Origin of the sequence: Propionivibrio sp., from assembly GCF_047602565.1 — a bacterium.
In the GTDB taxonomy this organism is placed as follows: Bacteria; Pseudomonadota; Gammaproteobacteria; order Burkholderiales; family Rhodocyclaceae; genus Propionivibrio.
Window position 1 is genome coordinate 3,249,134 of record NZ_JASGGX010000001.1, and the last position, 24,453, is coordinate 3,273,586.

24 protein-coding genes and 1 pseudogene are annotated in these 24,453 nt (G+C 61.8%); 17 read left to right on the plus strand and 8 right to left on the minus strand.

Features of this window, described 5'->3' with window-relative positions:
• Positions 1-427: 427 nt before the first annotated feature.
• The 11 genes from QM701_RS15385 to QM701_RS15435 all read left to right on the plus strand — a co-directional run bounded on the left by QM701_RS15385 (position 428) and on the right by QM701_RS15435 (position 11,631).
• Positions 428-1,540, plus strand: a complete 1,113-nt coding sequence (locus tag QM701_RS15385) for a mandelate racemase/muconate lactonizing enzyme family protein (RefSeq protein ID WP_415167903.1) — start codon at positions 428-430, stop codon at positions 1,538-1,540.
• Between the two features lie 13 nt (positions 1,541-1,553).
• Entirely contained in the window at positions 1,554-2,633 is a 1,080-nt protein-coding gene (locus tag QM701_RS15390; RefSeq protein ID WP_415167904.1) for a LacI family DNA-binding transcriptional regulator, read from the plus strand.
• A 94-nt stretch (positions 2,634-2,727) separates the two neighbouring features.
• A complete protein-coding gene (locus QM701_RS15395) occupies positions 2,728-4,152 on the plus strand; it encodes an aldehyde dehydrogenase family protein (RefSeq protein ID WP_415167905.1) in 1,425 nt (474 codons plus the stop codon).
• Between the two features lie 77 nt (positions 4,153-4,229).
• Positions 4,230-5,114 carry a transketolase gene (locus tag QM701_RS15400; RefSeq protein ID WP_415167906.1) on the plus strand — a complete coding sequence of 295 codons (885 nt, stop codon included), beginning with the start codon at positions 4,230-4,232 and terminating at the stop codon, positions 5,112-5,114.
• On the plus strand, positions 5,111-6,055 hold the full coding sequence (locus QM701_RS15405; RefSeq protein WP_415167907.1) for a transketolase family protein: 945 nt from the start codon (positions 5,111-5,113) through the stop codon (positions 6,053-6,055). The genes QM701_RS15400 and QM701_RS15405 overlap by 4 nt, the downstream gene beginning before the upstream one ends.
• A 29-nt stretch (positions 6,056-6,084) precedes the next feature.
• On the plus strand, positions 6,085-6,849 hold the full coding sequence (locus QM701_RS15410; protein ID WP_415167908.1) for an SDR family NAD(P)-dependent oxidoreductase: 765 nt from the start codon (positions 6,085-6,087) through the stop codon (positions 6,847-6,849).
• Positions 6,850-6,927: 78 nt separating this feature from the next.
• Positions 6,928-8,157, plus strand: coding sequence for an ABC transporter substrate-binding protein (locus tag QM701_RS15415; protein WP_415167909.1), 1,230 nt, complete (start codon positions 6,928-6,930; stop codon positions 8,155-8,157).
• 81 nt (positions 8,158-8,238) lie between these two features.
• The gene (locus tag QM701_RS15420) at positions 8,239-9,123 is read left to right on the plus strand and encodes a branched-chain amino acid ABC transporter permease (protein WP_415167910.1); all 885 of its coding nucleotides are present in this window, start codon (positions 8,239-8,241) and stop codon (positions 9,121-9,123) included.
• Positions 9,124-9,125: 2 nt separating this feature from the next.
• Positions 9,126-10,169: a branched-chain amino acid ABC transporter permease gene (locus QM701_RS15425; protein WP_415167911.1), complete on the plus strand. Its 1,044-nt coding sequence runs from the start codon at positions 9,126-9,128 to the stop codon at positions 10,167-10,169.
• A complete protein-coding gene (locus tag QM701_RS15430) occupies positions 10,166-10,933 on the plus strand; it encodes an ABC transporter ATP-binding protein (RefSeq protein WP_415167912.1) in 768 nt (255 codons plus the stop codon). Before QM701_RS15425 ends, QM701_RS15430 begins: the two co-directional genes overlap by 4 nt.
• Positions 10,927-11,631: an ABC transporter ATP-binding protein gene (locus tag QM701_RS15435; protein WP_415167913.1), complete on the plus strand. Its 705-nt coding sequence runs from the start codon at positions 10,927-10,929 to the stop codon at positions 11,629-11,631. Before QM701_RS15430 ends, QM701_RS15435 begins: the two co-directional genes overlap by 7 nt.
• 31 nt (positions 11,632-11,662) lie before the next feature.
• Here QM701_RS15435 and QM701_RS15440 read toward each other — a convergent pair whose 3' ends face one another.
• The 8 genes and pseudogenes from QM701_RS15440 to QM701_RS15475 all read right to left on the minus strand — a co-directional run bounded on the left by QM701_RS15440 (position 11,663) and on the right by QM701_RS15475 (position 19,099).
• On the minus strand, positions 11,663-12,016 hold the full coding sequence (locus tag QM701_RS15440; RefSeq protein WP_415167914.1) for a DUF488 domain-containing protein: 354 nt from the start codon (positions 12,014-12,016) through the stop codon (positions 11,663-11,665).
• A 237-nt stretch (positions 12,017-12,253) separates the two neighbouring features.
• Positions 12,254-13,570, minus strand: coding sequence for a haloacid dehalogenase-like hydrolase (locus QM701_RS15445; RefSeq protein WP_415167915.1), 1,317 nt, complete (start codon positions 13,568-13,570; stop codon positions 12,254-12,256).
• A 30-nt stretch (positions 13,571-13,600) separates the two neighbouring features.
• Positions 13,601-14,149, minus strand: coding sequence for a BMC domain-containing protein (locus QM701_RS15450; protein WP_415167916.1), 549 nt, complete (start codon positions 14,147-14,149; stop codon positions 13,601-13,603).
• Positions 14,150-14,152: 3 nt separating this feature from the next.
• Positions 14,153-15,487 (minus strand): 4Fe-4S dicluster domain-containing protein, encoded by a 1,335-nt coding sequence (locus tag QM701_RS15455; protein WP_415167917.1) that lies wholly within the window; start codon positions 15,485-15,487, stop codon positions 14,153-14,155.
• 348 nt (positions 15,488-15,835) lie between these two features.
• Positions 15,836-16,102 (minus strand): annotated as a pseudogene (locus QM701_RS15460) (BMC domain-containing protein); the annotation flags it as partial.
• 51 nt (positions 16,103-16,153) lie between these two features.
• On the minus strand, positions 16,154-16,813 hold the full coding sequence (gene eutL, locus QM701_RS15465; RefSeq protein ID WP_415167918.1) for an ethanolamine utilization microcompartment protein EutL: 660 nt from the start codon (positions 16,811-16,813) through the stop codon (positions 16,154-16,156).
• Positions 16,814-16,840: 27 nt separating this feature from the next.
• Entirely contained in the window at positions 16,841-17,719 is an 879-nt protein-coding gene (gene eutC, locus QM701_RS15470; RefSeq protein ID WP_415167919.1) for an ethanolamine ammonia-lyase subunit EutC, read from the minus strand.
• 18 nt (positions 17,720-17,737) lie between these two features.
• Positions 17,738-19,099, minus strand: a complete 1,362-nt coding sequence (locus tag QM701_RS15475) for an ethanolamine ammonia-lyase subunit EutB (protein WP_415167920.1) — start codon at positions 19,097-19,099, stop codon at positions 17,738-17,740.
• 484 nt (positions 19,100-19,583) lie between these two features.
• Here QM701_RS15475 and QM701_RS15480 point away from each other — a divergent pair, with 484 nt between their 5' ends.
• From QM701_RS15480 to QM701_RS15505, 6 genes are all read left to right on the plus strand, one after another.
• A complete protein-coding gene (locus QM701_RS15480) occupies positions 19,584-20,600 on the plus strand; it encodes a helix-turn-helix domain-containing protein (protein WP_415167921.1) in 1,017 nt (338 codons plus the stop codon).
• 293 nt (positions 20,601-20,893) lie between these two features.
• A complete protein-coding gene (gene eutS, locus QM701_RS15485; RefSeq protein ID WP_415169409.1) occupies positions 20,894-21,238 on the plus strand; it encodes an ethanolamine utilization microcompartment protein EutS in 345 nt (114 codons plus the stop codon).
• Between the two features lie 3 nt (positions 21,239-21,241).
• A complete protein-coding gene (locus tag QM701_RS15490; RefSeq protein ID WP_415167922.1) occupies positions 21,242-21,703 on the plus strand; it encodes a EutP/PduV family microcompartment system protein in 462 nt (153 codons plus the stop codon).
• Positions 21,700-22,446, plus strand: a complete 747-nt coding sequence (gene eutQ, locus QM701_RS15495) for an ethanolamine utilization acetate kinase EutQ (RefSeq protein ID WP_415167923.1) — start codon at positions 21,700-21,702, stop codon at positions 22,444-22,446. The genes QM701_RS15490 and eutQ overlap by 4 nt, the downstream gene beginning before the upstream one ends.
• Positions 22,447-22,469: 23 nt before the next feature.
• Entirely contained in the window at positions 22,470-23,312 is an 843-nt protein-coding gene (gene eutT / locus QM701_RS15500) for an ethanolamine utilization cob(I)yrinic acid a,c-diamide adenosyltransferase EutT (RefSeq protein WP_415167924.1), read from the plus strand.
• Complete coding sequence (locus QM701_RS15505; RefSeq protein ID WP_415167925.1) at positions 23,303-24,367, plus strand: phosphotransacetylase; 1,065 nt, start codon at positions 23,303-23,305, stop codon at positions 24,365-24,367. The genes eutT and QM701_RS15505 overlap by 10 nt, the downstream gene beginning before the upstream one ends.
• Positions 24,368-24,453: the final 86 nt, after the last annotated feature.

Here is a 24,453-nt window from a genome sequence, read left to right on the forward strand (position 1 = left end):
AAGGCGTGTTCATGGACGCATCGTGCCGTGAACCGGACGGAACATCAATTCCCGGTGAAGCCAGGCCTGTCGGCGAATTGCCGGGGCGTTTCATTGCCGCACGTCGTCTGCATGTCCGGTTTCCGGCGGAGGAGACTATGGTTCTGGTAACGTTTCCGGACGGATCGTTGGCCGAATGTGGGCTGGCGAAGCAAGCGGCTTCTGTCCAAAGAGAAAAGAGCTGCTGAAAATAGAAATTAACCTATTGATTTATATGTATTAAAAGTAATTCCGCAGAATATTTTCGAGGTGAATGAAGATTGTGTTGACAATCTGCTTCGCCTGAACTAAAGATTGAATCTGGAAACGTTACCGGAAAGGTTGCTCAAAAATGAATGGCACTATGGGTTCCGTGCAGTCTGCTTCCGCGGTTCGCGGTTTCAAGGGATTGACCATTTCCGATATCCAGGTGACCGCCATCCGCGCTCCCCTCGCCAGGGAATTCCGCGGCAGCTATTACCGGATGACGCATCGGGTCACCTTGCTCACCCGCATCCATACCACCGAGGGGATCGTCGGCGAGGCGTACGTGGGGGACGAGGACGCCGGGCTGCTGGAAATCGCCGGCATCGTGACGAAGGAAATCCGCCCGAAGCTGCTCGGCGAAGACGCCTTCGGCGTCGAGCGGTGCTGGCAATTGGCCTATCCGGCCACGTTCGACATTCTGCGCGACCGGCGCCTGGGGCTGGTCGCGCTGGCCGGCGTGGATTCGGCCATATGGGACGCGATCGGCAAGGCGCTGAACGTGCCGTTGTGGCGTTTGTGGGGCGGGTTCAGGCGCGAGATTCCGCTGGTCGCGATCGGCGGCTACTACGGCGAGCCGCTCGGCCCGATCGCCGACGAAATTGCTTTCTACAAGGAAGCCGGGCTGGCCGGCATGAAGTTCAAGATCGGCGGCGCGCGTCCGGAGGTGGATGTCGAGCGGGTCGCCGCGGCGCGGGAAGCGGCCGGCGACGATTTCATCATCACCGTGGATGCGAACCAGGGATATACGGTGCCGGACGCGCTGGAATTCGCCTGGCGGGCGGAAGGGCTCGATATCCGCTGGTTCGAGGAGCCGGTGCGCTGGCACAACGATCGGCGCGCCCTGCGCGACGTGCGCCAGCGCAGCCGCATCCCGGTGTGCGCGGGGCAGAGCGAATTCAGCGCGAGCGGATGCCGGGACCTGATGGAGGCGGCCGCGATCGACGTCTGCAATTTCGACGCTTCCTGGTCGGGCGGGCCGACGGCATGGCGCCGCGCCGCCGCCACGGCGATGACCTACGACGTGGAGATGGGGCACCACGAGGAGCCGCAGGTGTCCTCGCATCTGCTGGCCAGCCAGCCGCACGGCACGTACGCGGAGTGCTTCCATCCGGACCGCGATCCGTTCTGGTGGAACCTGATTTCGAATCCGCCGCCGCTGGTCAACGGCAAGCTGCAGCTGTCCGATGCGCCGGGCCTGGGCTGGGTGCTCGACGAAGACTACATCGCGCGCCATACCGTCGATTTGAACGATTGACCGGATGCCGATCGTGAGCGACAAGACTTCCACGCTGGCACCCGCCGAATCTCCCGCCCCGGCGCAGACGGACGATCTCCCGCGCCGCGTCGGCATCCGCGAGGTGGCCGATCACGCGGGGGTGGCCATCGCCTCCGTGTCGCGGGTTCTTTCGAATCATCCGGACGTCAGCGGCAAGATGCGCGACCGGGTTCTCGCCGCCATTTCGGAACTGGGTTATCAGCCGGATTTCCTGGCCAAGAGCCTGCGCACCGGCTCGACCATGATGGTCGGCATCGTGGTCACCGATATCTGCAATCCGATGATGGCGCAGATCGTCCACGCCGCCGAGGTCCGGCTGCGGCAGGGCGGATACACGTCCCTCGTGGTCAGCTCGCTGAACGATCCCGAGCTGGAGGTCGAACACCTCGAGATGCTGCGGCAGCGCCGCGTCAACGGCATCATGATTTCGGTTTCCAACGAGGAAAGCGCGGAATCGGCCCGGCGGCTGGGCATGTTCTCGGCGCCGGTCGTGCTGCTGGACCGGGACGTGCCCGGCATGGAAAAGGGCTGGGCGGTCAAGTTCGATCACGTCAGCGGATTGCTGCACGGCGTCGACTACCTGCTCGGCCTGGGGCACCGGAACATCGCGCTGATCAACGGCAATCCGCGGATTCGCCCGGCGCGGGAAAGGGTCATCGCCCTGTCCCGCGCGTGCGCCAAACGGCCCGACGTGAACGTCGAGGTCAGGGCCGGCGAATTCGCCACGGAGCACGGCTATCACACCACGATCGAACTGATGTCGGGGCTCAACCCGCCGACGGCGCTGATTTCCGGAAACAACCAGATTCTGGTCGGCGTCATGGAGGCGCTCCGGAAACTGCGGATTTCGGTGCCCGACGACGTCAGCCTGATCACCTGTGACGACGTGCCGATGGCCGCCTTCCTCAAGCCGAGGCTGGCGACCATCCGCCGCGACGTCGAGGAAATGGGCCGGCTGTCGGCGGACTTCATGCTGCGGGCCATGGCGAAGCAGAGCCCGCAGACCATCACGCTGTCCACGGTTTTCGACCCGGCGGAGAGCTGCGGCGTGCCGCGCGGCGGAAACCGATGAAATCGCCGTGACGCGGATTTGCCGGGGAAGCCTGGATGGACGGCTTGGCAAAGCGGAATCGAGGCCTTTCAACATCCCGAGAAAGAGAAATGACATGACACACACGAAATCGTTTATTGATGGGAAATCGGTCAACACGGAAAAAGCGTACGAGAACATCGACCCGTCGACCGGCCAGGCGATCGGCACGGTGGCGCGCGGTGGGGAAAAGGAAGTCGACCTCGCCGTGCAGGCCGCGGAACGCGCCCAGTCCGCGTGGGCGAACACGTTGCCGGCGAAGCGCGCGGAATTGTTGACCGGATATGCGTCGACCATCCTGGCGCATCGCGAGGAACTGGCGCGCATGGAGAGCGAGGACACCGGCAAGCCGCTCGGACAGGCGCGCGCGGACGTCGACGTCTGCGCCAGATACTTCCAGTTCTACGGCCACGCCATCGATACCTACTATGGCCAATCGATCCCGTTCAACCCCGGCTTCCAGGCCTTCACGACGCGCGAGCCGTTCGGCGTGACCGGCCACGTGGTCGCCTGGAACTACCCGATGCAGTTGCTGGCGCGGGGCGTCGCGCCGGCTATCGCCTCGGGCAACTGCTCGGTCGTCAAGCCGTCGAGCGAAACGCCGCGCACAGCGGTGCGGTTGGCGGAATTGTCGGTGGAAGCCGGCATTCCGGGCGGCGTTTTCAACGTCGTCACCGGCTATGGCTCCGAAGCGGGAAACGCGCTCAGCGCCCATCCCGGCATCCGGCAGATAGGCTTCGTCGGTTCGACGGAAGTCGGCTCGACCATCGCCATCGCCGCTGGCAAACGGGTCGTCCCGGTGACGCTCGAACTGGGCGGCAAGTCGGCGCACGTGGTCTTCCCGGACGCCGACCTGGACAGCGCGGCCTTGTACATCACCAAGGGCATTCTGCAAAACGCGGGACAGACGTGTTCGGCCGGCTCGCGCCTGGTGGTCCATCGCGACGTTCACGACGCCCTGCTCGACCGCCTGATGCAGAAGTTCGCGGCCACCTCCATCGGCCCGGGAAAGGCGGACAAGGATCTGGGGCCGCTGGTGTCCGTCAAGCAGCAGCAGCGCGTCGCCGATTTCGTCGCCGGCATAAAGCAGGGCAAGGTCGTGTTCGGCGGTGCGATTCCCGACAGCCGGGAATTGGCCGGCGGCTCCTATTACCTGCCAACCATCGTCGACGGCGTGGACCCGCATGCCCCGATCGCCCAACAGGAGATTTTCGGCCCGGTGCTGGCGGTGATTCCCTTCGAAAAGGAAGAGGACGCCGTGCGCATCGCCAACTGCACGGAATTCGCGCTGATGGGCGCCGTGTGGACCAGCGATCTGTCGCGCGCGCTGCGCGTGTCGCGGGCGGTCGTCGCGGGACAGGTGTACGTCAACGCCTTCGGGGCGGGCGGCGGCGTCGAACTGCCTTTCGGCGGCTTCCGCCAGTCCGGATACGGGCGGGAGAAGGGCATCGACGGACTCAATGCCTATACCCAGAGCAAGACCGTGATCATCAAGATCTGACCCCGGAAACGACCTGAAGGGAATTCATCATGACCGAGCAGACCTTGTCCCGGGATGTAGTGGCCGGTTCCCGGAACATGAGCAAAGAACGGGCACGCAGGTTGTCGGACGAGCAATTGCGGGACCTCGCCCGCGAGGCGCGATTCCTCGTATTGTCGACGGCCCACAACGCCAAGTCCGGACACATCGGCGGTTCGCTTTCCGCGATGGACATGCTGATCGCGCTGTTCTTCGATCGGCTGCGCATCGATCCGGAACGTCCGGACTGGCCGGAGCGCGATCGCTTCATCCTGTCGAAGGGGCACTGCGCGCTGGCCTTGTACACCGTCATGGCGATGCGCGGCTACTTCCCGCGCGAAGAGCTGAAGACGTTCGACAAGGGCGGCTCGCGGCTGCAGATGCATCCGGACATGCTCCTGCTGCCCGGCCTCGACATGTCCACCGGCTCGCTCGGGCAGGGGCTGTCGGCCGCCGTGGGCATGGCGCTGGGCGGCCGGCTGAAGGACTCGCCGACCCACGTCTGGGCGATGCTCGGCGACGGCGAATTGCAGGAGGGAATGGCCTGGGAATCGTTGCACGTCGCGCCGCGCTATCCCCTCGGCAATCTCTCCGTCATCATCGACCACAACGGCCTCCAGCAATACGGCTGGCCGGCGCGGGCCGAGGATCGCGGCGACCGCCGCGATCCCTGGGCGGGCGCCGATTTGCCGCAGGTCTTGTGCGGCTTCGGCTGGCGGGTCGTCGAGATCGACGGCCACGATATCGCGCAGATCCGCTCGGCCATGGACCTGGCGGTCGCCGACGAAAGCTCCGGCCACCCCACGGCGATTGTCGCGCGCACCATCAAGGGCAAGGGCGTTTCGTACACCGAGTCCACGATCAAATGGCATACGCGGCCGCCGACCGACGAGGAACTCGAAATCGCCCGGAGTGAACTGGGCATGGCGGGAGCACTGCAATGACGACGATGCGTGAAGCGTGGGCCAACACGCTGGTGAAATTGGCGGCAGACGATCAGCGGACCGTGGTTCTCGACGCCGATCTCGCCACCTCGACGCGGGCCGACCTGTTCGCCGTGGCGTACCCGGAAAGATTCTTCCAGATGGGAATCGCCGAACAGAACATGGTCGGCGCGGCGGCGGGCATTTCCACGATGGGTTTCGTCCCCTGGATCTCCAGTTTCGGCGTGTTTCTCTCCAACCGGGCGCTCGACGCCATCCGGATGCTGGTCGCCCAATGCAAGGCCAACGTGAAGATGGTCGGCTCCTATACGGGCGTCTGCTTCGGCATGGCGGGCAAGACGCACCACGATCACGCCGACCTGACGATCCTGCGCGCGATGCCGAACCTGGTGCTGCTGACCCCCGGCGACAACGCCGAATGCGTCGCCATGACCCGCTGGGCCAACGCCTACCAGGGGCCGGTCTACATGCGGATGATCCGCGAACAGCCCGCCGATCTTCCCGGCGAACCGATGGCGGAATTCTTCCCCGGACTGCCGCGTGTGCTGAGAGAAGGTGCCGACGTCACGCTGATTTCCACCGCCTCGCAAACCGCGCGGGTTCTCGACGCCGCTGAACGGCTCGCCGCCGGCGGCATCGCGGCGAAGGTGATCCACATCCCCTGCATCAAGCCGCTGGATACGGCCAAACTGCTGGCGGCGTGCGAGGGGGCGCCGCTGGTGATCACCGTCGAGGACCAATCCATCTACGGCGGCCTCGGCGGCATGGTCGCCGAAATACTCGCCGAGTCCGACAACACCGTTCGCGTCAAGCGCATCGGGCTGCAGGACACCTGGGTTGGTTGTGGTTCGAACGACTACCTGCTGGATCATTACGGATTGTCTCCCGATGCCGTCGCGGAGAAGGTCCGTCAATGGGTCCGCGGCCTGCCTGCTCGCTGAAGCGGTTCTCCGGCTGAGGGCGGACGATCATGATCCACGGCACCCCATTTTCGCTGAGCGGCAGGACGGCGCTGATCACCGGCGCCGGCAGCGGGCTGGGGCTGGCCATGGCCGAATGCATGATCGCCAGCGGCGCGCGCGTCATCGTCGCCGATCTCGACGAGGGCCGGGCGAAAGGCGCCGCCGAGGCGCTGGGCGAACGGGCGTCCTGGTCGAGGTTCGACGTGCGCCGCACGGACGAAACCGGCCGGTGGGCGGCGGACATGATCGACCGGCATCAGCGGATCGACATCCTGGTCAACAACGCCGGGAATCACTGCAAGAAGCCCGTCGAGGAAATGACCCTGTCCGATTTCCAGGCGGTCATGGAAGTGCACGTGACCGGCGCCTTCGCGCTCACGCAGGCGCTGGTTCCACACATGAAGCAGCGGGGCGGCGGCTCCGTGTTGTTCACCGCGTCGATGGCTTCATTCATGGGGATTCCCGGCGTGTCGGCGTATTCGGCCGCCAAATCCGCCCTCGTCGGGCTGGTGCGCAGCCTGGCCGTGGAACTCGGTCCTTTCGGCATCCGCGCCAACGGCATCGCGCCCGGCTGGATCGATACGCCGATGGTGCGCAAAGCGATGGAGGGGGATGACGAACGCAAGAACAGGATACTCGGCAGAACGCCGATGAAATCCTTCGGTACGCCGGCAGACGTCGGCTGGGCGGCAGTGTTCCTGTCCAGCGATGCGGCGCGCTTTGTCAATGGACACATTCTCGTGGTGGATGGTGGCGTATTGATCGGTTTCTGAAATTCAGCTTTCACTTGCAACCAACAACTGTGGCGGCCTGCCCGGCCAGTCCCGCAGGATTCGATAAGGAGAGTCACGATGAAAAAAGGGTTCGCTTTTCTCGCTTTGGTGGCTGCAACTGGAGTGGCTTTCAGCCAGGCCAAGGACCCTGCGGGGGGTGTGGTGAAAATCGGCGTCAGCGCCGCGCTGTCGGGCGATGCCGCCGTCTATAGCAAGCCCTTCGTCAACACGGTCGTGTATATGGCCGACCGGTTCAACAAGGAAGGCGGGATTCTCGGCAAGAAGGTCGAAGTGGTCTACTACGACGACAAGGGGTCGCCGTCGACCGCGCTGGACGTCGTCAAGAAGCTCGTATACGACGACAAGGTTTCGATCATCCAGCCGGGGTCCACCAGCGGCGCGATCCTCACGGCGATGCCGGTCGGCAAGAAGGAACGCCTGATCCAGTTCGGCTACGGCCTGTCGGACGACTACATCAAGCAGGGCGAAGGCATGATCTTCCGCGCGGCGCCGACCAATCAGGTCCTGCTGGGCGGCCTGGCGCGCTATGCGGCTGAGGAGCTGAATTTGAAGACGATCGGCATCATCCATCTCGATTCCAGCTTCGGCGAGAACCAGCGCGACGTCTTCACCTCGATCTTCCAGCAGTACGGCGGAAAAATCCTGCTCTCCAAGGCCTACCAGGAAGGCGAGCGCGACTTCAACGCCATCGGCTCCGAAGTCGTTGCCGCCAAGCCCGACGGCATCGTGATCTTCGCGCAGGCCGGCTCCGCCGCCGCCGGCGTCAAGCAGCTGGCGAGCATCATGCCCAAGACCATGAAACTCCTGGGCCACAACGAATGGGCCAATCCGACGACGCGCAAACTGGCCGGAGAGGCCGCTGCGCGCCTGGATGCCTACTGCAGCCCGGTCGCCGTCGCCATCAATCCCGATCCAAAGGTCCAGGAATGGGTCAAGCGCATCGAAACCGACATGAAGACGCCGGTCGTCGAGGAAATGATGCGCGGCATCGTCGGCATGCAGATCATCAAGATCGCCGTCGAGAAGGCTGGATCGTTCGACGGCTTGAAAGTGATGCGCGAGATTCACAAGCTCAAGGACGTCGACACGGTCATGGGGAACTTCTCCTACGACATTCGCGACGGCGAGGCGATCAAGGACGCCTTGATCGTCAAGCCGAACAATGCCGACCCGAGGGGTGACACGGTGATCAAGCGCGTCCGTTCCGACGTCGCCCTCTATCCGACGCCCCCGAATTACGCCACCTATTTCGGAGCCAATTACTACCAGGAAATGTCCGCGAAGTAGCGCCCGCAAGCCTGTCCAGAGTCCTCGAGGCGGGGCCCGCCTGCGGCCCCGCCCGATTCCGATCGTCACGGGAAGATCATCATGAATTTCGAACTGCTGCTTAATCAGGTCATCTGGGGGATTCTGGTCGGCGTCAGCTATTCGCTGCTGGCAATCGGCTTCAGCGTCATCTACTCGACCAGCGACGCGGTCAATTTCGCCCAGGGCGAATACGCCATGCTGGGGGCGTATTTCTGCTTCACCTTCATGAATTCATTCAACTTCATGTTTCTCCTGGCCGCGGCGGCGTCGCTGGTCTGCATCTTCGTCTTCGGGCGGGTCATCGAGCGGATCGTCTTCCGCCGGCTCTACAAGCTGGACCCGCTGTTCATCGTCATTTGCACGATCGGCCTGTCCACGATGCTCAAGAACCTGGTGCTGATCTTCTGGGGGCCGGAATCGCAGACCCTGCCCTTCGAAATCGAGATCGAGCCGTTTACCTTGCTCGGCGCCACGATGCATCCGAAGAACCTGATCCTGCTGGCCATCGGGATTCTCGTGATGGTCGTTTTCCACGTATTCATGACCCGCACGAAGATGGGCATGTCGATGCGTGCCGTGGCGCAGAACAAGGGCGTCGCCAGCCTGATGGGCATCAACGTGACGAAATCGATCAACCTGACGTGGGGACTGGGGGCGCTCATCGCCGGCGTGGGCGGCATCCTGATCGGCCTCGCCTACGACATCTCCATCGAGATGGGCGGCCTGGTGAGCATGAAAGGGTTCGCCGCCGCGATCATCGGCGGGTTCGGCAACGTGATCGGCGCCATGTTCGGCGGCGTCATCCTCGGCGTCGTCGAAAGCATCGGCGGCTTCGTCGTTTCGTCGTACTACAAGGACGTCATCACGTTCGCGATCATCATTCTGATTCTGCTGATCAAGCCGTCAGGACTGCTGATCAGGAAAAACACGATCCGGAGGGTCTGAAAATGACTGGCCTCAACACTGAGAGAAACGCGGCGATCTGCCGAAAACTCGCCCAGGACAGCGTGCCAGGCAACGGACCCTACTACGTGCTTTTCCTGATCGTGGCCGCCTTGCCGGCCGTGTTCAGCTCGCAGATCTTCGTCCTGCACCTGATCAATATGATGCTGCACAACGTCATCGTGCTGATCGGCTTCATCATCATCCTCGGCTTCTCCAAGCAGTTCTCGCTCGGGCAGGTCGCCTTCTACGGCATAGGCGCCTACGCCCTGGCGTATTTCACCAAGACGCTCGGCATGTCCTTCCTGCCCGCCCTTGTGCTTTCCAGCGGTTTCGCGGCGCTGCTGAGCCTCCTGGTGGCGATCCCGGGCACCCGCTTCTCCGGCCCGTGGCTGGCGCTGGTGACCTATGCGTTCGCCGAAATCGCCCGGATTCTCTTCAGCCGCCTCAAGCCGATCACCGGAGGGTTTGCCGGTTTCAGTGATATCCCCAAGCCGCAGCTGTTCGGCATCGTCTTCGACAACGAATTCGCCTATTTCTATCTTTTTCTCGCGGTGACGGTCATCGCGGTGATATTCGCCCGGCGGCTGCGGATCATTTCCATAGGCAAACGCTGGATTGCCATCGGCGACAACGAGAATCTGGCGAAGAGCATCGGCATCAATCCCTTCACCCAGAAGATCTTCGCCTTCATGGCCGGTTCCTTCTTCGCCGGGATTTCCGGCGCGCTCTACGCGGGCTACGTGGGCTACATCAGCCCCGAGATGTTCACCATCAACTACACGTTGTTCTTCCTGACCATCCTGGTCGTCGGTGGGCTGGAAAGCATCGAGGGCGGCATCATCGCCACGCTCATTTTCACGTTTTCACAGAACTACCTGCGCAGCCTTTATCCCTGGGACATGGTTTTCTATGGCCTGATCATCGTCGTGTTCATCAATTTCATCCCGCAAGGCATCGGCGAAGTCCTGAAATCCGGCGTGATGAGGCTGCTGAAAAGCAGAAGGGAAAATCCGGAAAACCCATCGGTAGCGAGGACGGCGCAATGATACTTTCAGTCGAAGGCGTATCGATCAGCTTCGGAGGCGTCCAGGCCCTGAGCGGCGTCTCCATGGAAATAGAGCAGGGGATGGTGCGCGGCCTGATCGGCCCCAATGGGTCAGGAAAAACGTCGCTCTTCAACGTGATCTCCGGTTTTTATACTCCGTCATCCGGCAGCGTGCTGTTCAACGAAAAGAACATCACGCCCGACAGCCCCAGCTCGCGTGCCCGCAAGGGCATGTCGCGCACCTTCCAGGGCACCATCCTCTTCGAAGAGCGCACGGTCTTCGAAAACATCCTGATCGCCACCTACGCCCGGCAAAAATGGAGCTGGGCGAACTGCTTTCTGCCGCGTAACGTGATCGTCCGGCACGAAACGAGAAACGTGGAAAAGGCGTACGAAGTGCTTGAGCTGATCAAGCTCGAAAAATACCGCGACGAGAAAGTGAAGAACGTGCCGTTCGGCATTCGCCACTTTCTCGAAATCGGCCGCTGCCTGGCGATGGAACCGTCGCTGCTCCTGCTCGACGAGCCGACCACCGGACTCAATCCCGCGGAGCAGTCCGAAATCATAGAACTCATCGGCAAACTCAAGGCGCGCGGGATGAGCGTGCTCATCGTCGAACACAACATGAAGGTAGTGATGAATGCGTGCGATCGGATCACCGTGATCGACATGGGCAAGTTCCTGGCCGAAGGAACGGTCCAGGAGATACGGAATGACCCCAACGTGATCAAGTCCTACCTCGGAAAAAGGGGACACGCATGCTGACGCTGCAGAACGTCAAAACCTACTACGGCCAGGTGAAGGCGCTTGAAATCGAAGAGATGCACGTCGATGTGGGCGAGATCGTGGCGCTGATCGGCGCGAATGGCGCCGGCAAAAGCACCTTGCTGAAAACCGTGTCGGCGCAGGTCGCGGCCCGGGAAGGCGAGATCAGATTCAAGGGCGAACGCATCGACAGGTTGCCGCCCGAAAAGATCGTGGCCAAGGGGATAGTGCAAGTGCCCGAAGGCCGCCAGGTTTTTCCGGCGATGACGATCCACGAAAACCTGCTGATGGGGGCATTCCTTTGCGAGGACAAGCAGCTCATCGAGCAGAACATGGAAAAGGTCTTCGGTATTTTCCCGATCCTGAAGAAGCGGTTCAAGAACTACGCGCAGACCATGAGCGGCGGCGAGCAGCAGATGCTGGCGTTGGGGCGTGCGCTGATGGCCAATCCGGCCGTGCTGATGCTCGATGAACCTTCGCTGGGGATCGCGCCGATAATCGTCGAAGAAATCTTCGAGATCATCAAGGAACTCAACAAGACCGGACTTTCGATCCTGCTGGTCGAACAGAACGTACCCCTCTCGCTGGAAATCGCCGATCGGGGCTACGTCATGGAGCGGGGAAAAATAGTGCTCGAAGACACCAGTGCGAATCTTCTGAGCAACAAGGAGATCGAAAAGGCCTACTTGGGTATTTGAAGTGATCGGAAAGCGCGCTTGAACGGCGAGGCTATTTCAGAACTGCGCCTATGTACTCGTTCAAGGCCACGGCATTGTTCTTTTCCGGCTCTTTTGACGAGTAAAGAAACGTCACCTTTCCTTTTTTGACGTACCCGGCAAGCTCGTTCACCGCATCCTGGCTGGCAGCGAGTTCGGCAAAATACCGTTTCTTGAACTCGGCCCATTTTTCGGGATCGTGATGGTACCAGTTGCGGAGCTCATTGGACGGAGCGATCGTTTTCAACCAGACGTTAACCCCGGCTTCTTCCTTTGATAATCCCCTGGGCCAAAGCCGGTCGACCAATATCCTCGTTCCATCGTCCGGACCCGGCTTCTCATACACTCGCTTGACTGAAATTTTCATGGGCGGGCTCTCCAATACCGGTCATCGCCATGCGATGCCTCGCCTGGCAGGCAAAACACGACTTGCTTCGGCTTATACAACGCGAAGGGTATTTGGTTCGAATCGCCGCGGATCGCTTCTCATGCGAGCGCCGGTGGTACCCGAGGGCCGTCCGTGCGCCCAAGAGGAAAGCCGCATTGGGGAAAAGCGCAGGCGGCGGCGCCCCTATCGACCATCCGCCGCCCGGTCCGCCTCGATCTATTTGAGCAGCTGGCCTTCCTTCGCGCCCAGCTTATAGTGCAGCTGCGACGGCACGAACACGCCCTTGTTGTCGTCGCGCCCCTGCAGCAGGAACTTGGCGTCGGGTCGCCGGTAGGTTTCCGTGGCGATCCTGGAGAATTTCCCGATATCGGTTTTTCCGTCGCGCAGCCGGTTGATGATCAGCACCAGCTTCGTGTCCGCGAAATCCTTCATCATGTTCTGATCGCCTTCGCTGTCGCCGGCAATGAAGATCGGTCCATAGCCATAGCGCGAGACCAGGAATCGCTTGATCGTTTCGGTTTTCCCGGCGCCCTGCGTCTGCGCATAGCCCGCGCGGAATCGGTTCTGTATCACGCCGTTGGCGTCGCGCTCGAGTTCCATGGCGTAAGCGCGTTCGGCCGGATTGTTGTAACCGAAGGCCGGGTTGGACGAGACTTCCCTGATCACGTCGATGTACGAGGCGGAGCAGACGTAGACGTCGAAACCGGCGTTGCGCAGCTTGGCGTACAGATCCTGCATTTCAGGCACGACGCGCAAGCCGTTCTTCCAGGAGATCGATACCACGCCCGCTTCGCCCGGCAGTTCGGCCGGGCTTTGCCATTTCACCGATTCGACCGGCTGGCCGTGCTGCCACAGCATGGTTTCGGCGGCCAGCGCCCGGACCTGCGGCTCCGTCATGCCGGTGAACAGATAGGTGACCCAGGGATAGGACGTGGCATGGTCGAAAGTATCGCCGATGGCCTCGTAGAGAAAGCGGACCTTGGCGATGAAATCTTTGTACTGGGGCGTCTGCCTGATTGCCTGCAACGGCCTGTCGCCCTTCATTCCGACATAGTTCTGGTAGAGCCACGTATAGCTGCGGGTGATGTCGTTGGCGATCCTGTCGATGTTTATCGCTTGTCCCGCGGCGTTGCGGAAATTCTGCGTGAAATCCTTGGCCGGGATATTGGTGCGGATGGCCTTGTCGAGTTGTTCCGGCGTGGCGCCGAAACGCAGGTTTTCCAGTTGATAGATCAGCGCCGCTTCCTCGATGTCCAGGAAGATCGTCGTGTTGTCCCAGTCGAAGACGACATAGGGCGGTCTGGCCGGATTGTAGTTCGGCCCGAATTTGCCGTACGTGGCAATCATCCTGTCGAGCTGCTCGCGGTTGAATGCATCCCAGTTTCCTTCCGCCAGCCTGACTTGCGACAGCCGCGTGGTCTCCGCGGCGGCCTGGGTTGCGACGGATGTCGGCGCGGTGGTGCATGCGCCGATGGAGAATGCCGCGGCGATGACGGTGGCGAGAACGGACAAGCGAACGCGAGTTGTCTTCATGAGAACCTCCCTGAAAGAAACCGATTTCGACTAAAGGAGCGCTTCCACCAGCTGCCGGTGAGGTCTGGGAATTATCGTGTGCTGCACCAGCAATCCCTTATCGCCGGCCACGCCCGCACCGGTATTGACTGCCGTGTTCACGTCGTTAACGTCGCCCGTCAGCACGTAGTAACACTTGCCGCCGATGCCGAAGGCAAGGTGCGTGCGAATGGGAACGACATTGGCGGCCTTGACCGCAGCATCCGCCGATTCGATGCAGGCGCCGACGCTGTAGGTTTCCACGACGCCGACGGCGCGCATTTCGTCGATGGGCGTGACGCCGCTGATCGACGGCAGGATGGACGCATGGATGTTAGCGATGACGAATTGGTCGACCAGAACGTGTTCGGCCAGACCCGCTCCCGCGGCGACGGACCGCTGCACCGCCGCGACGTCGCCGCCGACCATCACGATGTATTTCCCGGGACAGATGGTTTTGGCGACCAGCAGCGTGACTTCGGCCGTTTTCAGCATGGCGTCACCCGCCTCGATGCCCTTGGCGATGCTGTTCAATTCGATCAGGCCGATAGCATGGTGCACGATTCACCTCTCGATCACGATCGCGTCGCCGGTCACGCTGGTCACCGTGCCGTCGATGCTGGCATGCACCGGCGCACCCAATGCGTCGGCCGGAGGCGTGCCGATGCACTGGCCGCACTGGACGGTGTCGCCCGTTGCTACGCTGGCTGCGGCGGGAGCGCCGATATGTTGACGTAACTTGATGGCGACCCGTTTCGGCACGTAATGGTGCGGCGCCAGAGGCGCCTTGTGGTTGTACTGGGCGACGCCGATGCGGGCCAGCAGGCGCGAAATGGGGATCAGGCGGCCTTCGATCATCGGGTCGGCCGAGCGGAGCGCTCCCTGATAACGCGCGCCTTCGGCCCTGAATTTGGCCTTGAGCTCCTGATTGATGCGCATCGGAGAGATTTCCACCGGACAGGCGTAGGCCTCGCAGATGGCGCATTCCGAACAGGTCAGCGCGGACAGCAGAACGGAAGGCTGCGCGACATGGTTGTAGTTGACCGAACGGACGATCAGATGCGGCGGCAGTTCATGGCCGATCAGGTGCCGCGGGCAGAGTTCGGTGCAGAGCAGGCATTGCTCGCATACCGTCCGCGCCATGTTGAGGATGGAGCGCATGTCGCTGCGGCGGCGCCGGATCAGCAGATGATCCGCGGGCAGCGCGATGATGCCGCCGGTGGTCTTGGTAATGGGAATGTCCAGCGATTCAAGCAGCCTGCCCATCATCGGGCCGCCGTCGATGTAGGCTGTCTGGCTCTCTTCGATGCTCGGCCCGCCCGCCAGGGCCACGGCCTCGCGCATCGAGGTACCGATCGGCAGGGTGACCGTCACCGGCTGCCTGACTGCTCCTGCGACGGTCAGCGTGCGATGCGTCACGGGGATTTCGCCATCAACGGCGCGCGCCACATTGATCAACGTCTGGACGTTGCTGACGACGACGCCGATATCGAGCGGAATGCCTCCCGGCGGGACCCGTCTGCCCGTGGTCATCCAGATGGTTATGACTTCGTCCCCAGAAGGGTAGACGTCCTGGAGAATGCCGATACGCATGTTCGGATGCAGCAGCGGTTCCAGGGCGGCGATGGCTTCGGCATATTTGGCCTTGAGTGCGATGATGCCTTCCCGCGCCCCGGTGGTCTGCATGCCGAGTGCCAGCCCACGGACCAGCAGGGCGGCTTCCTGCACGGCCAGTTGCTGGTCCACCTTCAACAGCGGCTCGCATTCGGCGCCGTTGACCAGATAGATTTCAGCCTTGGCGCGAAACTTGACGTGCGTGGGGAAACCCGCGCCACCGGCGCCCACGACGCCGGCCTGGAAAACCCGGTGAACGATGTCGTCCCGTGCGCTCGCGGTCATTTCCTTATCCTCTGCGGCGCTCTATTTCAGCGGCTTGAGGTAGCGATTGCCTGCCTTGCGCAGCCTTCCTTGCCTGACCATCTCCTCCAGAATGTGCTTGTCGCCGGCATGCTCAGGAAAGCGCCGGATGATTTCCATCCAGTTCCTTCCTTTTGCGCTGGACGTGATGTAAGCGAGCATGGCCTTGCGCGGGATGTCGGGATCGGCCGTATCGCTTTGCTCCGACAGTGGCTCGTCGGCCACGGCAGGCGTCGCCGCAGCATCTGGCTGGGGCGCGGGAGCGTGCGCCGGAGAAGCCGTCTCGCCGCGCGAGGCCGCGCCGTCGCGGTCGGAACGGGAAATCAGCGACAGGACCATCCGTTCGGTGTCGTCGTCCGGCCGCCCGATCTCAAGACGGCTGACGACTTCGCCGAGCCGGGCGGCCGCCGCGGCCCCCGCGTCGACCGCCGCGCGGCATGCGGCGAGGTCGCCTTCGACGATCAGGGTGATCAACCCTGGATTGGTCTGCTGCTGCCGGATCAGTCTCACGTTGGCCGATTTCAGCATGGCATCGGCGGCCTCGACAGCCGTGACCAATCCGCGCACTTCGATCAGTCCGAACGCATTAATTTTCATTGGACCCACCACGACTCCAATGTCCTCCGGCAGACAGCCGTTTCACCGACATCATCCGCGCCGGATGGGGTTGCGTCCGATTTCCAGCACCGCCTCCGTGAATGCATTGCAGGCAGCCTTGCAAGCGGCCTGCGTGCCGGTCAGGAAGGCGCCGGAATAGTTCGTCTCCGAGGGCGGCGGCACGTACATGGCCAGCGTGACGTCCGCCGCCTTGATCGCCGCGTCCAGACCGTAGGTGGCTTCCAGCGGCGGGGCGATCAGATACGCGATGGGGTTGCCCGCCGGAATGCTGGCGAGCCCCGACAGGTAGGTGCCGGTGCGCGAAACCAGATGAGCCAGGAAGGCGGTGGTCTGCGCCTCATCGGCCCAGCGGAAGGCCGGTCCGTCCTCGATGGTGGCGATCATGGCGTCCAGGCCGGCCTGAACTTCCGCCGGCGACGGGCCGCCAAGCATGATGATGACTTCGCCCGCGGTGGGCGAGGAACTGTGCGCGGCGCCGGCATAGAGCGAACGGCCATAGACGACGTCCACTTGCGCCTGCTTCGTGGCTTCGTCGGCGGCAATGTAGGTGACGTCGTCGGAATCCGCCGTCAGCAGGCCCACGCTGTTCATGTGCGCGGGCAGCTTGAGCTGCTGCTTCATGTCCGGAGCGATCGAGGCGATCAATCGTACCGCTTTCACGCTGGGTTTGATGATGTCGAGGACAGCCATGAGATTATCTCCAGTAAGCCAATACGATCATTTATTCAGGGCGATGCCGGAAGCCTTCTGCTCCAGCATGCGCTTGGCCAGATCCACGATGACGGCGGCGGCCTCCACCGGCGGGGTGCCGCCGTGGTGGATGTTGGATATGCAGGTACGGTCGGCCTCGACCGTCTCGGCTGTCGGGCTGTAAACCATGTAGCACGACAGGCTCTCTGATTGCCCCAGGCCAGGGCGTTCGCCGATCAACAGAATGACGACCTTGGCGCCGATCAATTCCCCGATCTGGTCCTCCAGCTTGACGCGCCCGTAGCGGACGAAGAACGGGGTGCCGACGTCGAGGCGCGCGCTTTCCAGACCTTTGAGCAGCGGCGGAAGAATCTCGTCATAGTTGGCGGTGATCGCATCCGTGGACAAACCATCGGAAACGACGACCTGGACCTGCGGATTCCTTTTGCACTGCGCGTTGATCGTGTCGATGGCGGCCTTGGACAGGCGGCGGCCGCGATCCGGCCGGGTCAGATACTCGTCCTTGTCCGTGATCTCGCTATGCACTTCGAGCAGCCCGGTTTTCTGCAGCCATTCTCCGGGAACGTCCTGCAGCACCGTATCCTTGGAGCGCGAGTGATCCGCCAGAAAACGCAGGAGAGACGTCGTGCGCGGACGGGCTCCGATACGGCCGCTGCACACCCGGGATGCCGTGCTTTTTCTCAGCTCCTGCAGGACTTCCTCATGCTTCGGTTTTTGCACGCCGATCCAGTTTTTCACGCTGTCGCTCCCCAGGTCGGGAAGCGCCCCGCCGTCTTCCGACGAGGCGGGCACGCCGCCCGGGGCTTTCGCCTGTCCGGAAGCGCCACCGCCGCCGATCTTTTCCATGACAGTGCGCACAATGTCTTCGATTTGCCGTTGATCCATGATTAATCGCTCCCCCGCTCAGAAGAAGAAAGAGGCGTCGCCCGCAGCGGCGGTCAGTTTTCCGTTTTCCATCAAACCCTGTTTTTCCAGCCAGCGCTCGAATTCCGGCGCCGGGCGGTAATTGAACAACTGCCGCAGGGTCGCCGTGTCGTGGAACGCGCTGGTCTGGTAGTTGAGCATGATGTCATCGCCGAGCGGCATGCCCATGATGTAGTTGCAGCCCGCGGCGGCGAGCAAGACCATCAGGTTCTCATTGGAGTTCTGATCGGCTTCCGCGTGGTTGGTGTAGCACGTGTCGCAGCCCATAGAGATGCCGGATAATTTACCCATGAAATGGTCTTCCAGTCCGGCACGGATGATCTGGCGGTCGTTGTAGAGATATTCGGGACCGATGAAGCCGACCACGGTATTGACCAGCATCGGATCGTAATGGCGGGCCAGGCCGTAATTCCTGGCTTCCATGGTGACCTGATCGGTCCCGTGATGCGCCCCGGCGGACAGGGCGGAGCCTTGCCCCGTTTCGAAATACATGCAGTTCGGCCCGGCGAGCCGGTTGCGCGTGCGGCCGATCTCGACGGCCTCGTCGAGCATGTCGAGCGTGACGCCGAATTCCTTCAGACCTTTCTCGCTGCCGCAGATGCTCTGGAAAATGAGCCCGCCCGGCGCGCCCTGCTTGATGGCCGCGATCTGCGTCGTCACATGGGCCAGCACGCACCCTTGGGAGGGAATGTTGTATTTGTCGATGATCTCGTAAATGGTGTCGAGCAGGCGGCGAACATTCTCGACATTGTCGGTCACCGGGTTGATGCCGATGACCGCGTCGCCGACGCCGTACGACAAACCTTCAAAAATCTGCGCGCGGATGCTCTCGATGTTGTCGCGCGTATCGTTTGGCTGCAGGCGGGCCGAGATGCGCCCCGGCAGACCGATGGTGGTGTTGGCCTTCTTGACGATCGGCATTTTCTTGGCGCCGTAGATCAGATCGGCATTGGAGCAGATCTTGGCGACGGCGGCGACCATCTCGGAGGTCAGTCCCTTGCGCAGGAAAGCGATATTGGCGTCGCTGGTGGCGTCGCAGAGAATGTGTTCGCGCAGTTCGCTGACCGACCAGTTCTTGATCCGGTCGTAGGCCGTTTCGTTGATGTCGTCCTGAATGATGCGCGTGACGCAATCCTCTTCGTAAGGGACGGCGGGGTTGTTGCGCAGATCGGCCAGCGTCAGCTCGGAGAGCACGTATTTGGCCGCCACGCGCTCGCGGGCGCTTTGCGGGGCGACGCCCGCCAACACGTCCCCGGAACGCGGCTCGTTCGCCTTGGCGAGAACCTCCTTGACGTCCTTGAAGGAATAAACCTGTCCAAACAACTGAGCCTTGAGTTTCATAGGTGAGTTACCTCAAGAAAATACGTCGCTGGCAACGCCGCAAGATGCCGGCGGCTTCGCCGTCGCCATTACGGAATGAAGAGGAACGGATGTCGGGGAAAGCGCATCATTACAGGCTGGTCTTTTAAGAATGGCTGCAACAACAAGACGCATTTCGACACTGCGATGAATAAGCATCGAAGAGTCGCCGTAAAAATGGTACGCCGCACTTTTTCAGCGGCGATAACAAAAATCGGCAAGTTTGCGGTTTCTTCGGGCCGATCTATTCTTTTTTAAAAAATATTGGGCTACTGTTAAAAAAGGGAAGAGCCTGGTATTGCGTCAACGCACCTCCAACTTATACATCAAGAATTTTATTTATGCTCGAAAGTCATATGCATATGACACAATGTCTGGCCTGATCCGTTCTTGTGAGGAGGGTTTTATGCATAACTCTTCATATTCTCCGGTAGTCCGGAGTGCGACGGCTGCGCATGAGGCTCCGATGGGCGGGGCCATACCGAGCAGCGAGAGCGATTCAAAGAACATACTGCTGGGCGATTCGCCTGGTCAGCTGCGTGTTCGCGAAGTCTGCGATGCGGACGAGCAGGCGGCGAATATCACGGCGTGGTACCAGGAATACGATCAGATCAGCGCTGGGCAGTTTTATGGCGCGACCAGCGAAATCTGGCTGGGGCGGACGCAATTCTTTCTCGAGAGCACCAACCGGGCGCTTCGGCAGACGTGCATTGTCTGGCCCGAGGCCTTCTGGTTCGGATTGCCTCGTTACGATAGTGCGGACGCGTATATCGACATTTATCCATTGCGCAGCGATGCGATCTCCGTGCGGCCGGGAAGCGTGGATTTCGAGTTGTTGACGCCGAATGACTACGACATTTTGGGTATCGTGGTCGACGAATCCGTTCTCAACCGGTACGCGATGATTTCCGATCATCCCGATCTGATGGAAGTTCTGCGAAAAGGGGAGGTGTTCCCCATTTCACGCGAGCGCAAAATGGATTTCTGGCGCTATCTGGTGCGCACGCTCGAGGAACTGCGGCAGTTCAGCGGTACCGGCGGCATCTCGCCCACCGCCTGCTGCCTGATGGAGGAAGAAGTCGTTTCAAGATTGCTTGATCTGCTCGCCGATTCCGCGCAGGCGGACATGCCGCGCCGCAGCCGCCAGAACTACCGGAAGGTCGTTTCACGTGCGCGAGAGTATGTGCTGTCGCATCCCAATCAGGTGATTTCCATCGTCGATCTTTGCGAAAAGCTCCATGTCAGCCGTCGCACGCTGCAGAACTGCTTCCACGAGGTTCTTGGCATCTGCCCGGTGACTTATCTCAAGGCGCTGCGGTTGAACGTCGTCCGGCGAGTGTTGAAGGGCGGCGCCTCGCATGCGCAAACCGTGCAGGACGTGGCGGCCACGTGGGGGTTCTGGCACATGAGCCAGTTCGCGGCGGACTATCGCAATCTGTTTCATGAATTGCCTTCGGAAACCTTGCGCCACAGCAGGCGTTAGGTTCCTTCCAGCGGAAAAACTCCAATTCATTCTCCGGCGGACAGCGGCCTAGCCGCCTGTCCGAGGCTTCCATTTTCCTGCTCGGCCGGTCGCTGCCGCCGGAATCTGAAACTTGCCGATTTTTGTTAGCGGCACAAAAAAACGCGGCGCTACTATACCGGCAGACGGCGGGCATGCCTGTCGGAAATCGGGCGTCGGAGTGGCGATCTCTCCGGTGAAGCGGTGGTAGTTCTGGGGCCCTGCGTCGTGCGGGCAGTGCCGGTGATACGGATATGCTGGATTTTCACGATGACATGAAGCCTGCGGGCAAGGAACGCATCATTCAGGAGTTCGTTCCTGGCAAGCAGGTGACTCTGGCGCATCTGATCGCCCACCCGTCCGAAGATCTGGCGAAAAAGATCGGCGTGCCGGGAACCGAGGCCATCGGCATATTGACCCTGACGCCAGGGGAGACGGCCATCATCGCCGGCGACGTGGCGACCAAGGCGGCCTCGATCCATATCGGATTCCTGGACCGGTTTTCCGGGGCGCTCGTGATCTGTGGTTCGGTAGGTGCGGTCGAAGAGTCCCTGGTTCAGACGTTGAAGGTGCTGCAAAGCTTGCTGGATTACGCGGTTTGTCCTTTGACGAAAACATGATTGATGGATACAAGCCATCGCTTTGTATTGCTGGGTGCCGTTGAGGCGGGAAAAACGACGTTGTTCAATGCGTTGACGGGGAGTCGGGAGACTGTCTTGAAGACTCAGGCCATGAACTATGAGGGCGGTATGGTGGACACGCCGGGCGAATTTTTCAGCCACCCGCGCCTGTATCACGCCCTGATCACTACCGCCGCCGAGGCGGATACGCTGGTCTATGTGCACGCCTGCAACGATCCGGAATTCCGCCTGCCGCCGGGATTGCTTGAAATCAATGCCGGGAAGCGGGTGGTGGGGGTGATTACGAAGATCGATTTGCCGGATGCCGATCCCGATGGGGCGGAAGCCTTGCTGCGTCGACATGGGTTCCATGAACGGATTTTCAGGGTTTCCACCTATATGCCCGAGACCTTGGCGGCTTTCAGGAATTATTTGTACGGATTGGAAGAACAGGGGAAATCATGAAACGACTCGTCACCGCAGGCGTGGTCCGCGCGGAACACGCGGCAGGGAAAAAGCGCATTTCCGTGACGCGCAGCGAATGCATCGTCACGCCGGAGGCACGCTCGGTCGCCGAGCAGTTGGGCGTCGCCATTGCCGAGGATGCCTCGTGCGCTTTGGATGCGTCTGATTGCTGCGGCGGCGCGGCGTCGCAGCAAGAGACTGGAGTAAACGGTGACCTGGCCCGGATTCGCGCAGCCGTGCTGGCCCAATTGCCGCAAGGGACGGTAAGCGCGGATGCGGTGGATCAACTGGTCCAGAAAGTGGTTGCGGAGCAGAACGGAAAGAAACCCGGGTCGGGGCAGGAGCGGGACGATCGCACGCCAAATTCTCCAACGTACGACGCGGACCGGATCGCTGGCGGCATCAAACGGATCAGCGGGGCCTCCGTCCGCCTGGGCAGGTTCGAAGGCGCCGGCGAGGACAAGCAGGTCGGCATCGCCGACGTGGTGACCGCGGAAGACGGCAGCGCCATCGCGGCGGGTTTCATGAAGTGGGAGAAGTGTTTCTTCCCGTGGACGCTCAATTACGACGAGGTCGACTACGTGATCGACGGCGAGTTGCACATCCGCAGCGAAGGGCAATGCGTGGTCGGAAAACCGGGGGATGTGATTTTCATCCCCAAGGGATCGCGCATCGAGTTCGGCACGCCGAGCCGGGTGCACTTTCTGTACGTCGCCTATCCGGCGAACTGGTCGGAGTGCTGAAGTCCCGCACATAGGGCGATGGCATGAAAAACTACATCACCGAAACCTGGCTGCGCGAGCACGGCGCCATGACCGAAGGGGTGGAACTCTGTCTGCCCGCGGGGTCCTGCCTGACGCCCGCCGCCCGTTCGCTGATTTCGGACCGTCGCCTGCAGATCAAGTACGCCGGTGAGAAACAATCCTCCTCACCCGATGGCGCGGCGGTCGATCTTTCTGTTCGTCCTGCCATCCATCCGCTGACCGGACGCAACCGGGGCGAAGGGCGCCATGCGATGCAATGCGCGCTGTGCCACCAGAACGTGGAAAGAAAGCCCGACGTTCTGACGCACCTGGATGCCAATACGCTGGTGGCAAAGAATGATTTGCGCATCAAATTCCGCGGCCACCTGGATTCTGCGATAGCGTGGGCCGTATTGACGCAGGCCGAATGGGCGAAACAGGCCGTAGCGGATGCGTTAGGTATTTCCGGACACCTCGAACACGGGCTGGCGGACGTGCGTTCCTGCCTTGGCAACGTGCTGCGCGCGGAAGTGACCGGTGACCCGCTGGCTCCGATCCACATGGGGCCGCACGACGCGGAGGCGATCCATCGGCTTTCGCATGATCCATGGAAGCATCTGGGCCATGATCACCTCGTTCCCGAGGTCGCGCACGGATTACCGGCCGCGCAGTTGAATCTGCTGCGTGCGGCGATCCGGGAGGCGGAAGTGATGGCCGCCGAAATCTATATCGACCGCGACTTCGCCGTGTCGCGGCCCGACATCATGCAGGGGCTCAACCGGCTGAGCAGCGCCGTCTATGTGCTGATGATCATGGCGGCCATGCGGGAGCTGGGCGTGGCGCTCAAGGAGGGGGCATGGAACTGATGCGCCTCTGCAAGGAGCGGGCCCGGCGGAATCCCCGCCGCGTGGTGTTCCCTGATTCCCTGGACGAGCGGGCGATCCTGGCGGTGCGGGAATTGTCCACGCAGGGGTATGCCAGACCGGTTTTGCTGGCCAATCCGTTCGAGATGCGCGCTTTCTGCTGGCAGAAGCAGCTGGGGATGGCCGGAGTGCCGGTTATCGATCCCATGCGTTCAGTGAACCGCTGGCGCTATGCCGAGCATCTCCGGCAACGCATGCCGAAGGCTTCCGCCGAGGAGATCGACGCGCGCCTTTCCGAGCCGCTGTGGTTCGCCGCCGCCATGCTGGCCTGCGGCGACGTCGATCTGTGTATCGGCGGCAATCTGTCTTCGACGGCCAACGTGCTGCGTGCCGCGATTCACGCGGTCGGCCTGGCCGAAGGCAATAAAACGGTTTCGTCGATTTTCTTCATGCTGCCGCCGGAAAGCCCATGCGGCCAGGCGCGGCAGCAGATGCTGATCTTTACCGATTGCGGCGTCGTGCCGCAGCCGACCCCGGAGCAATTGGCGGACATCGCGATCGGCGCGGCGGCCAACTACCGGCGCGTGACAGGGCGCGAGGCGCGGGTGGCATTCCTGTCGTTCTCCAGCCATGGCAGCGCTCACCATCCCGCCGTCAACGCCGTCCGTCAGGCAGTGGATATCGTCCGTTCCCGAGCTCCGCAGTTGACCGTGGATGGAGATCTGCAACTGGATGCGGCGATCGTGCCGCAGATCGCGGCGCAGAAAGCGCCGGGCAGCCCCGTCGGCGGGAATGCGAACGTGCTGGTTTTCCCCTCGCTGGAGGCCGGGAACATCGGTTACAAGATCGCCCAGCGGCTGGGCGGCTATACGGCGCTGGGACCCATGATCCAGGGACTGGCTCGACCGATGCACGATTTGTCCCGCGGCTGCAGCACGGAGGAGATGGTCGAAGTGACGTTGCTGGCCATGCTGATGGCCGACGGGGCTCCGCTGGAAGCCGGCGAGGCGGAGGGAGTTTCTGGCCGCGTGGATGACACGATGTTGCGTACAGCCTAGCGGTGTTTTGAGCAGGACCGTGTGGATGGGCCATTCAGTCGTTTGATCGTTTTCCCCCCAAGGGGCTTTAGTCGAGGAGAGGTATA

Bases quoted from the DNA above. Each gene is read 5' to 3' on its own strand.
- QM701_RS15395 (WP_415167905.1), top strand. From the start codon at position 2,728: ATGACACACACGAAATCGTTTATTGATGGGAAATCGGTCAACACGGAA.
- QM701_RS15400 (WP_415167906.1), top strand. From the start codon at position 4,230: ATGAGCAAAGAACGGGCACGCAGGTTGTCGGACGAGCAATTGCGGGAC.
- QM701_RS15405 (WP_415167907.1), top strand. From the start codon at position 5,111: ATGACGACGATGCGTGAAGCGTGGGCCAACACGCTGGTGAAATTGGCG.
- QM701_RS15410 (WP_415167908.1), top strand. From the start codon at position 6,085: ATGATCCACGGCACCCCATTTTCGCTGAGCGGCAGGACGGCGCTGATC.
- QM701_RS15415 (WP_415167909.1), top strand. From the start codon at position 6,928: ATGAAAAAAGGGTTCGCTTTTCTCGCTTTGGTGGCTGCAACTGGAGTG.
- QM701_RS15420 (WP_415167910.1), top strand. From the start codon at position 8,239: ATGAATTTCGAACTGCTGCTTAATCAGGTCATCTGGGGGATTCTGGTC.
- QM701_RS15425 (WP_415167911.1), top strand. From the start codon at position 9,126: ATGACTGGCCTCAACACTGAGAGAAACGCGGCGATCTGCCGAAAACTC.
- QM701_RS15430 (WP_415167912.1), top strand. From the start codon at position 10,166: ATGATACTTTCAGTCGAAGGCGTATCGATCAGCTTCGGAGGCGTCCAG.
- QM701_RS15435 (WP_415167913.1), top strand. From the start codon at position 10,927: ATGCTGACGCTGCAGAACGTCAAAACCTACTACGGCCAGGTGAAGGCG.
- QM701_RS15440 (WP_415167914.1), bottom strand. From the start codon at position 12,016: ATGAAAATTTCAGTCAAGCGAGTGTATGAGAAGCCGGGTCCGGACGAT.
- QM701_RS15445 (WP_415167915.1), bottom strand. From the start codon at position 13,570: ATGAAGACAACTCGCGTTCGCTTGTCCGTTCTCGCCACCGTCATCGCC.
- QM701_RS15455 (WP_415167917.1), bottom strand. From the start codon at position 15,487: ATGACCGCGAGCGCACGGGACGACATCGTTCACCGGGTTTTCCAGGCC.
- eutL (WP_415167918.1), bottom strand. From the start codon at position 16,813: ATGGCTGTCCTCGACATCATCAAACCCAGCGTGAAAGCGGTACGATTG.
- eutC (WP_415167919.1), bottom strand. From the start codon at position 17,719: ATGGATCAACGGCAAATCGAAGACATTGTGCGCACTGTCATGGAAAAG.
- QM701_RS15475 (WP_415167920.1), bottom strand. From the start codon at position 19,099: ATGAAACTCAAGGCTCAGTTGTTTGGACAGGTTTATTCCTTCAAGGAC.
- QM701_RS15480 (WP_415167921.1), top strand. From the start codon at position 19,584: ATGGGCGGGGCCATACCGAGCAGCGAGAGCGATTCAAAGAACATACTG.
- eutS (WP_415169409.1), top strand. From the start codon at position 20,894: ATGAAGCCTGCGGGCAAGGAACGCATCATTCAGGAGTTCGTTCCTGGC.
- QM701_RS15490 (WP_415167922.1), top strand. From the start codon at position 21,242: ATGGATACAAGCCATCGCTTTGTATTGCTGGGTGCCGTTGAGGCGGGA.
- eutQ (WP_415167923.1), top strand. From the start codon at position 21,700: ATGAAACGACTCGTCACCGCAGGCGTGGTCCGCGCGGAACACGCGGCA.
- eutT (WP_415167924.1), top strand. From the start codon at position 22,470: ATGAAAAACTACATCACCGAAACCTGGCTGCGCGAGCACGGCGCCATG.
- QM701_RS15505 (WP_415167925.1), top strand. From the start codon at position 23,303: ATGGAACTGATGCGCCTCTGCAAGGAGCGGGCCCGGCGGAATCCCCGC.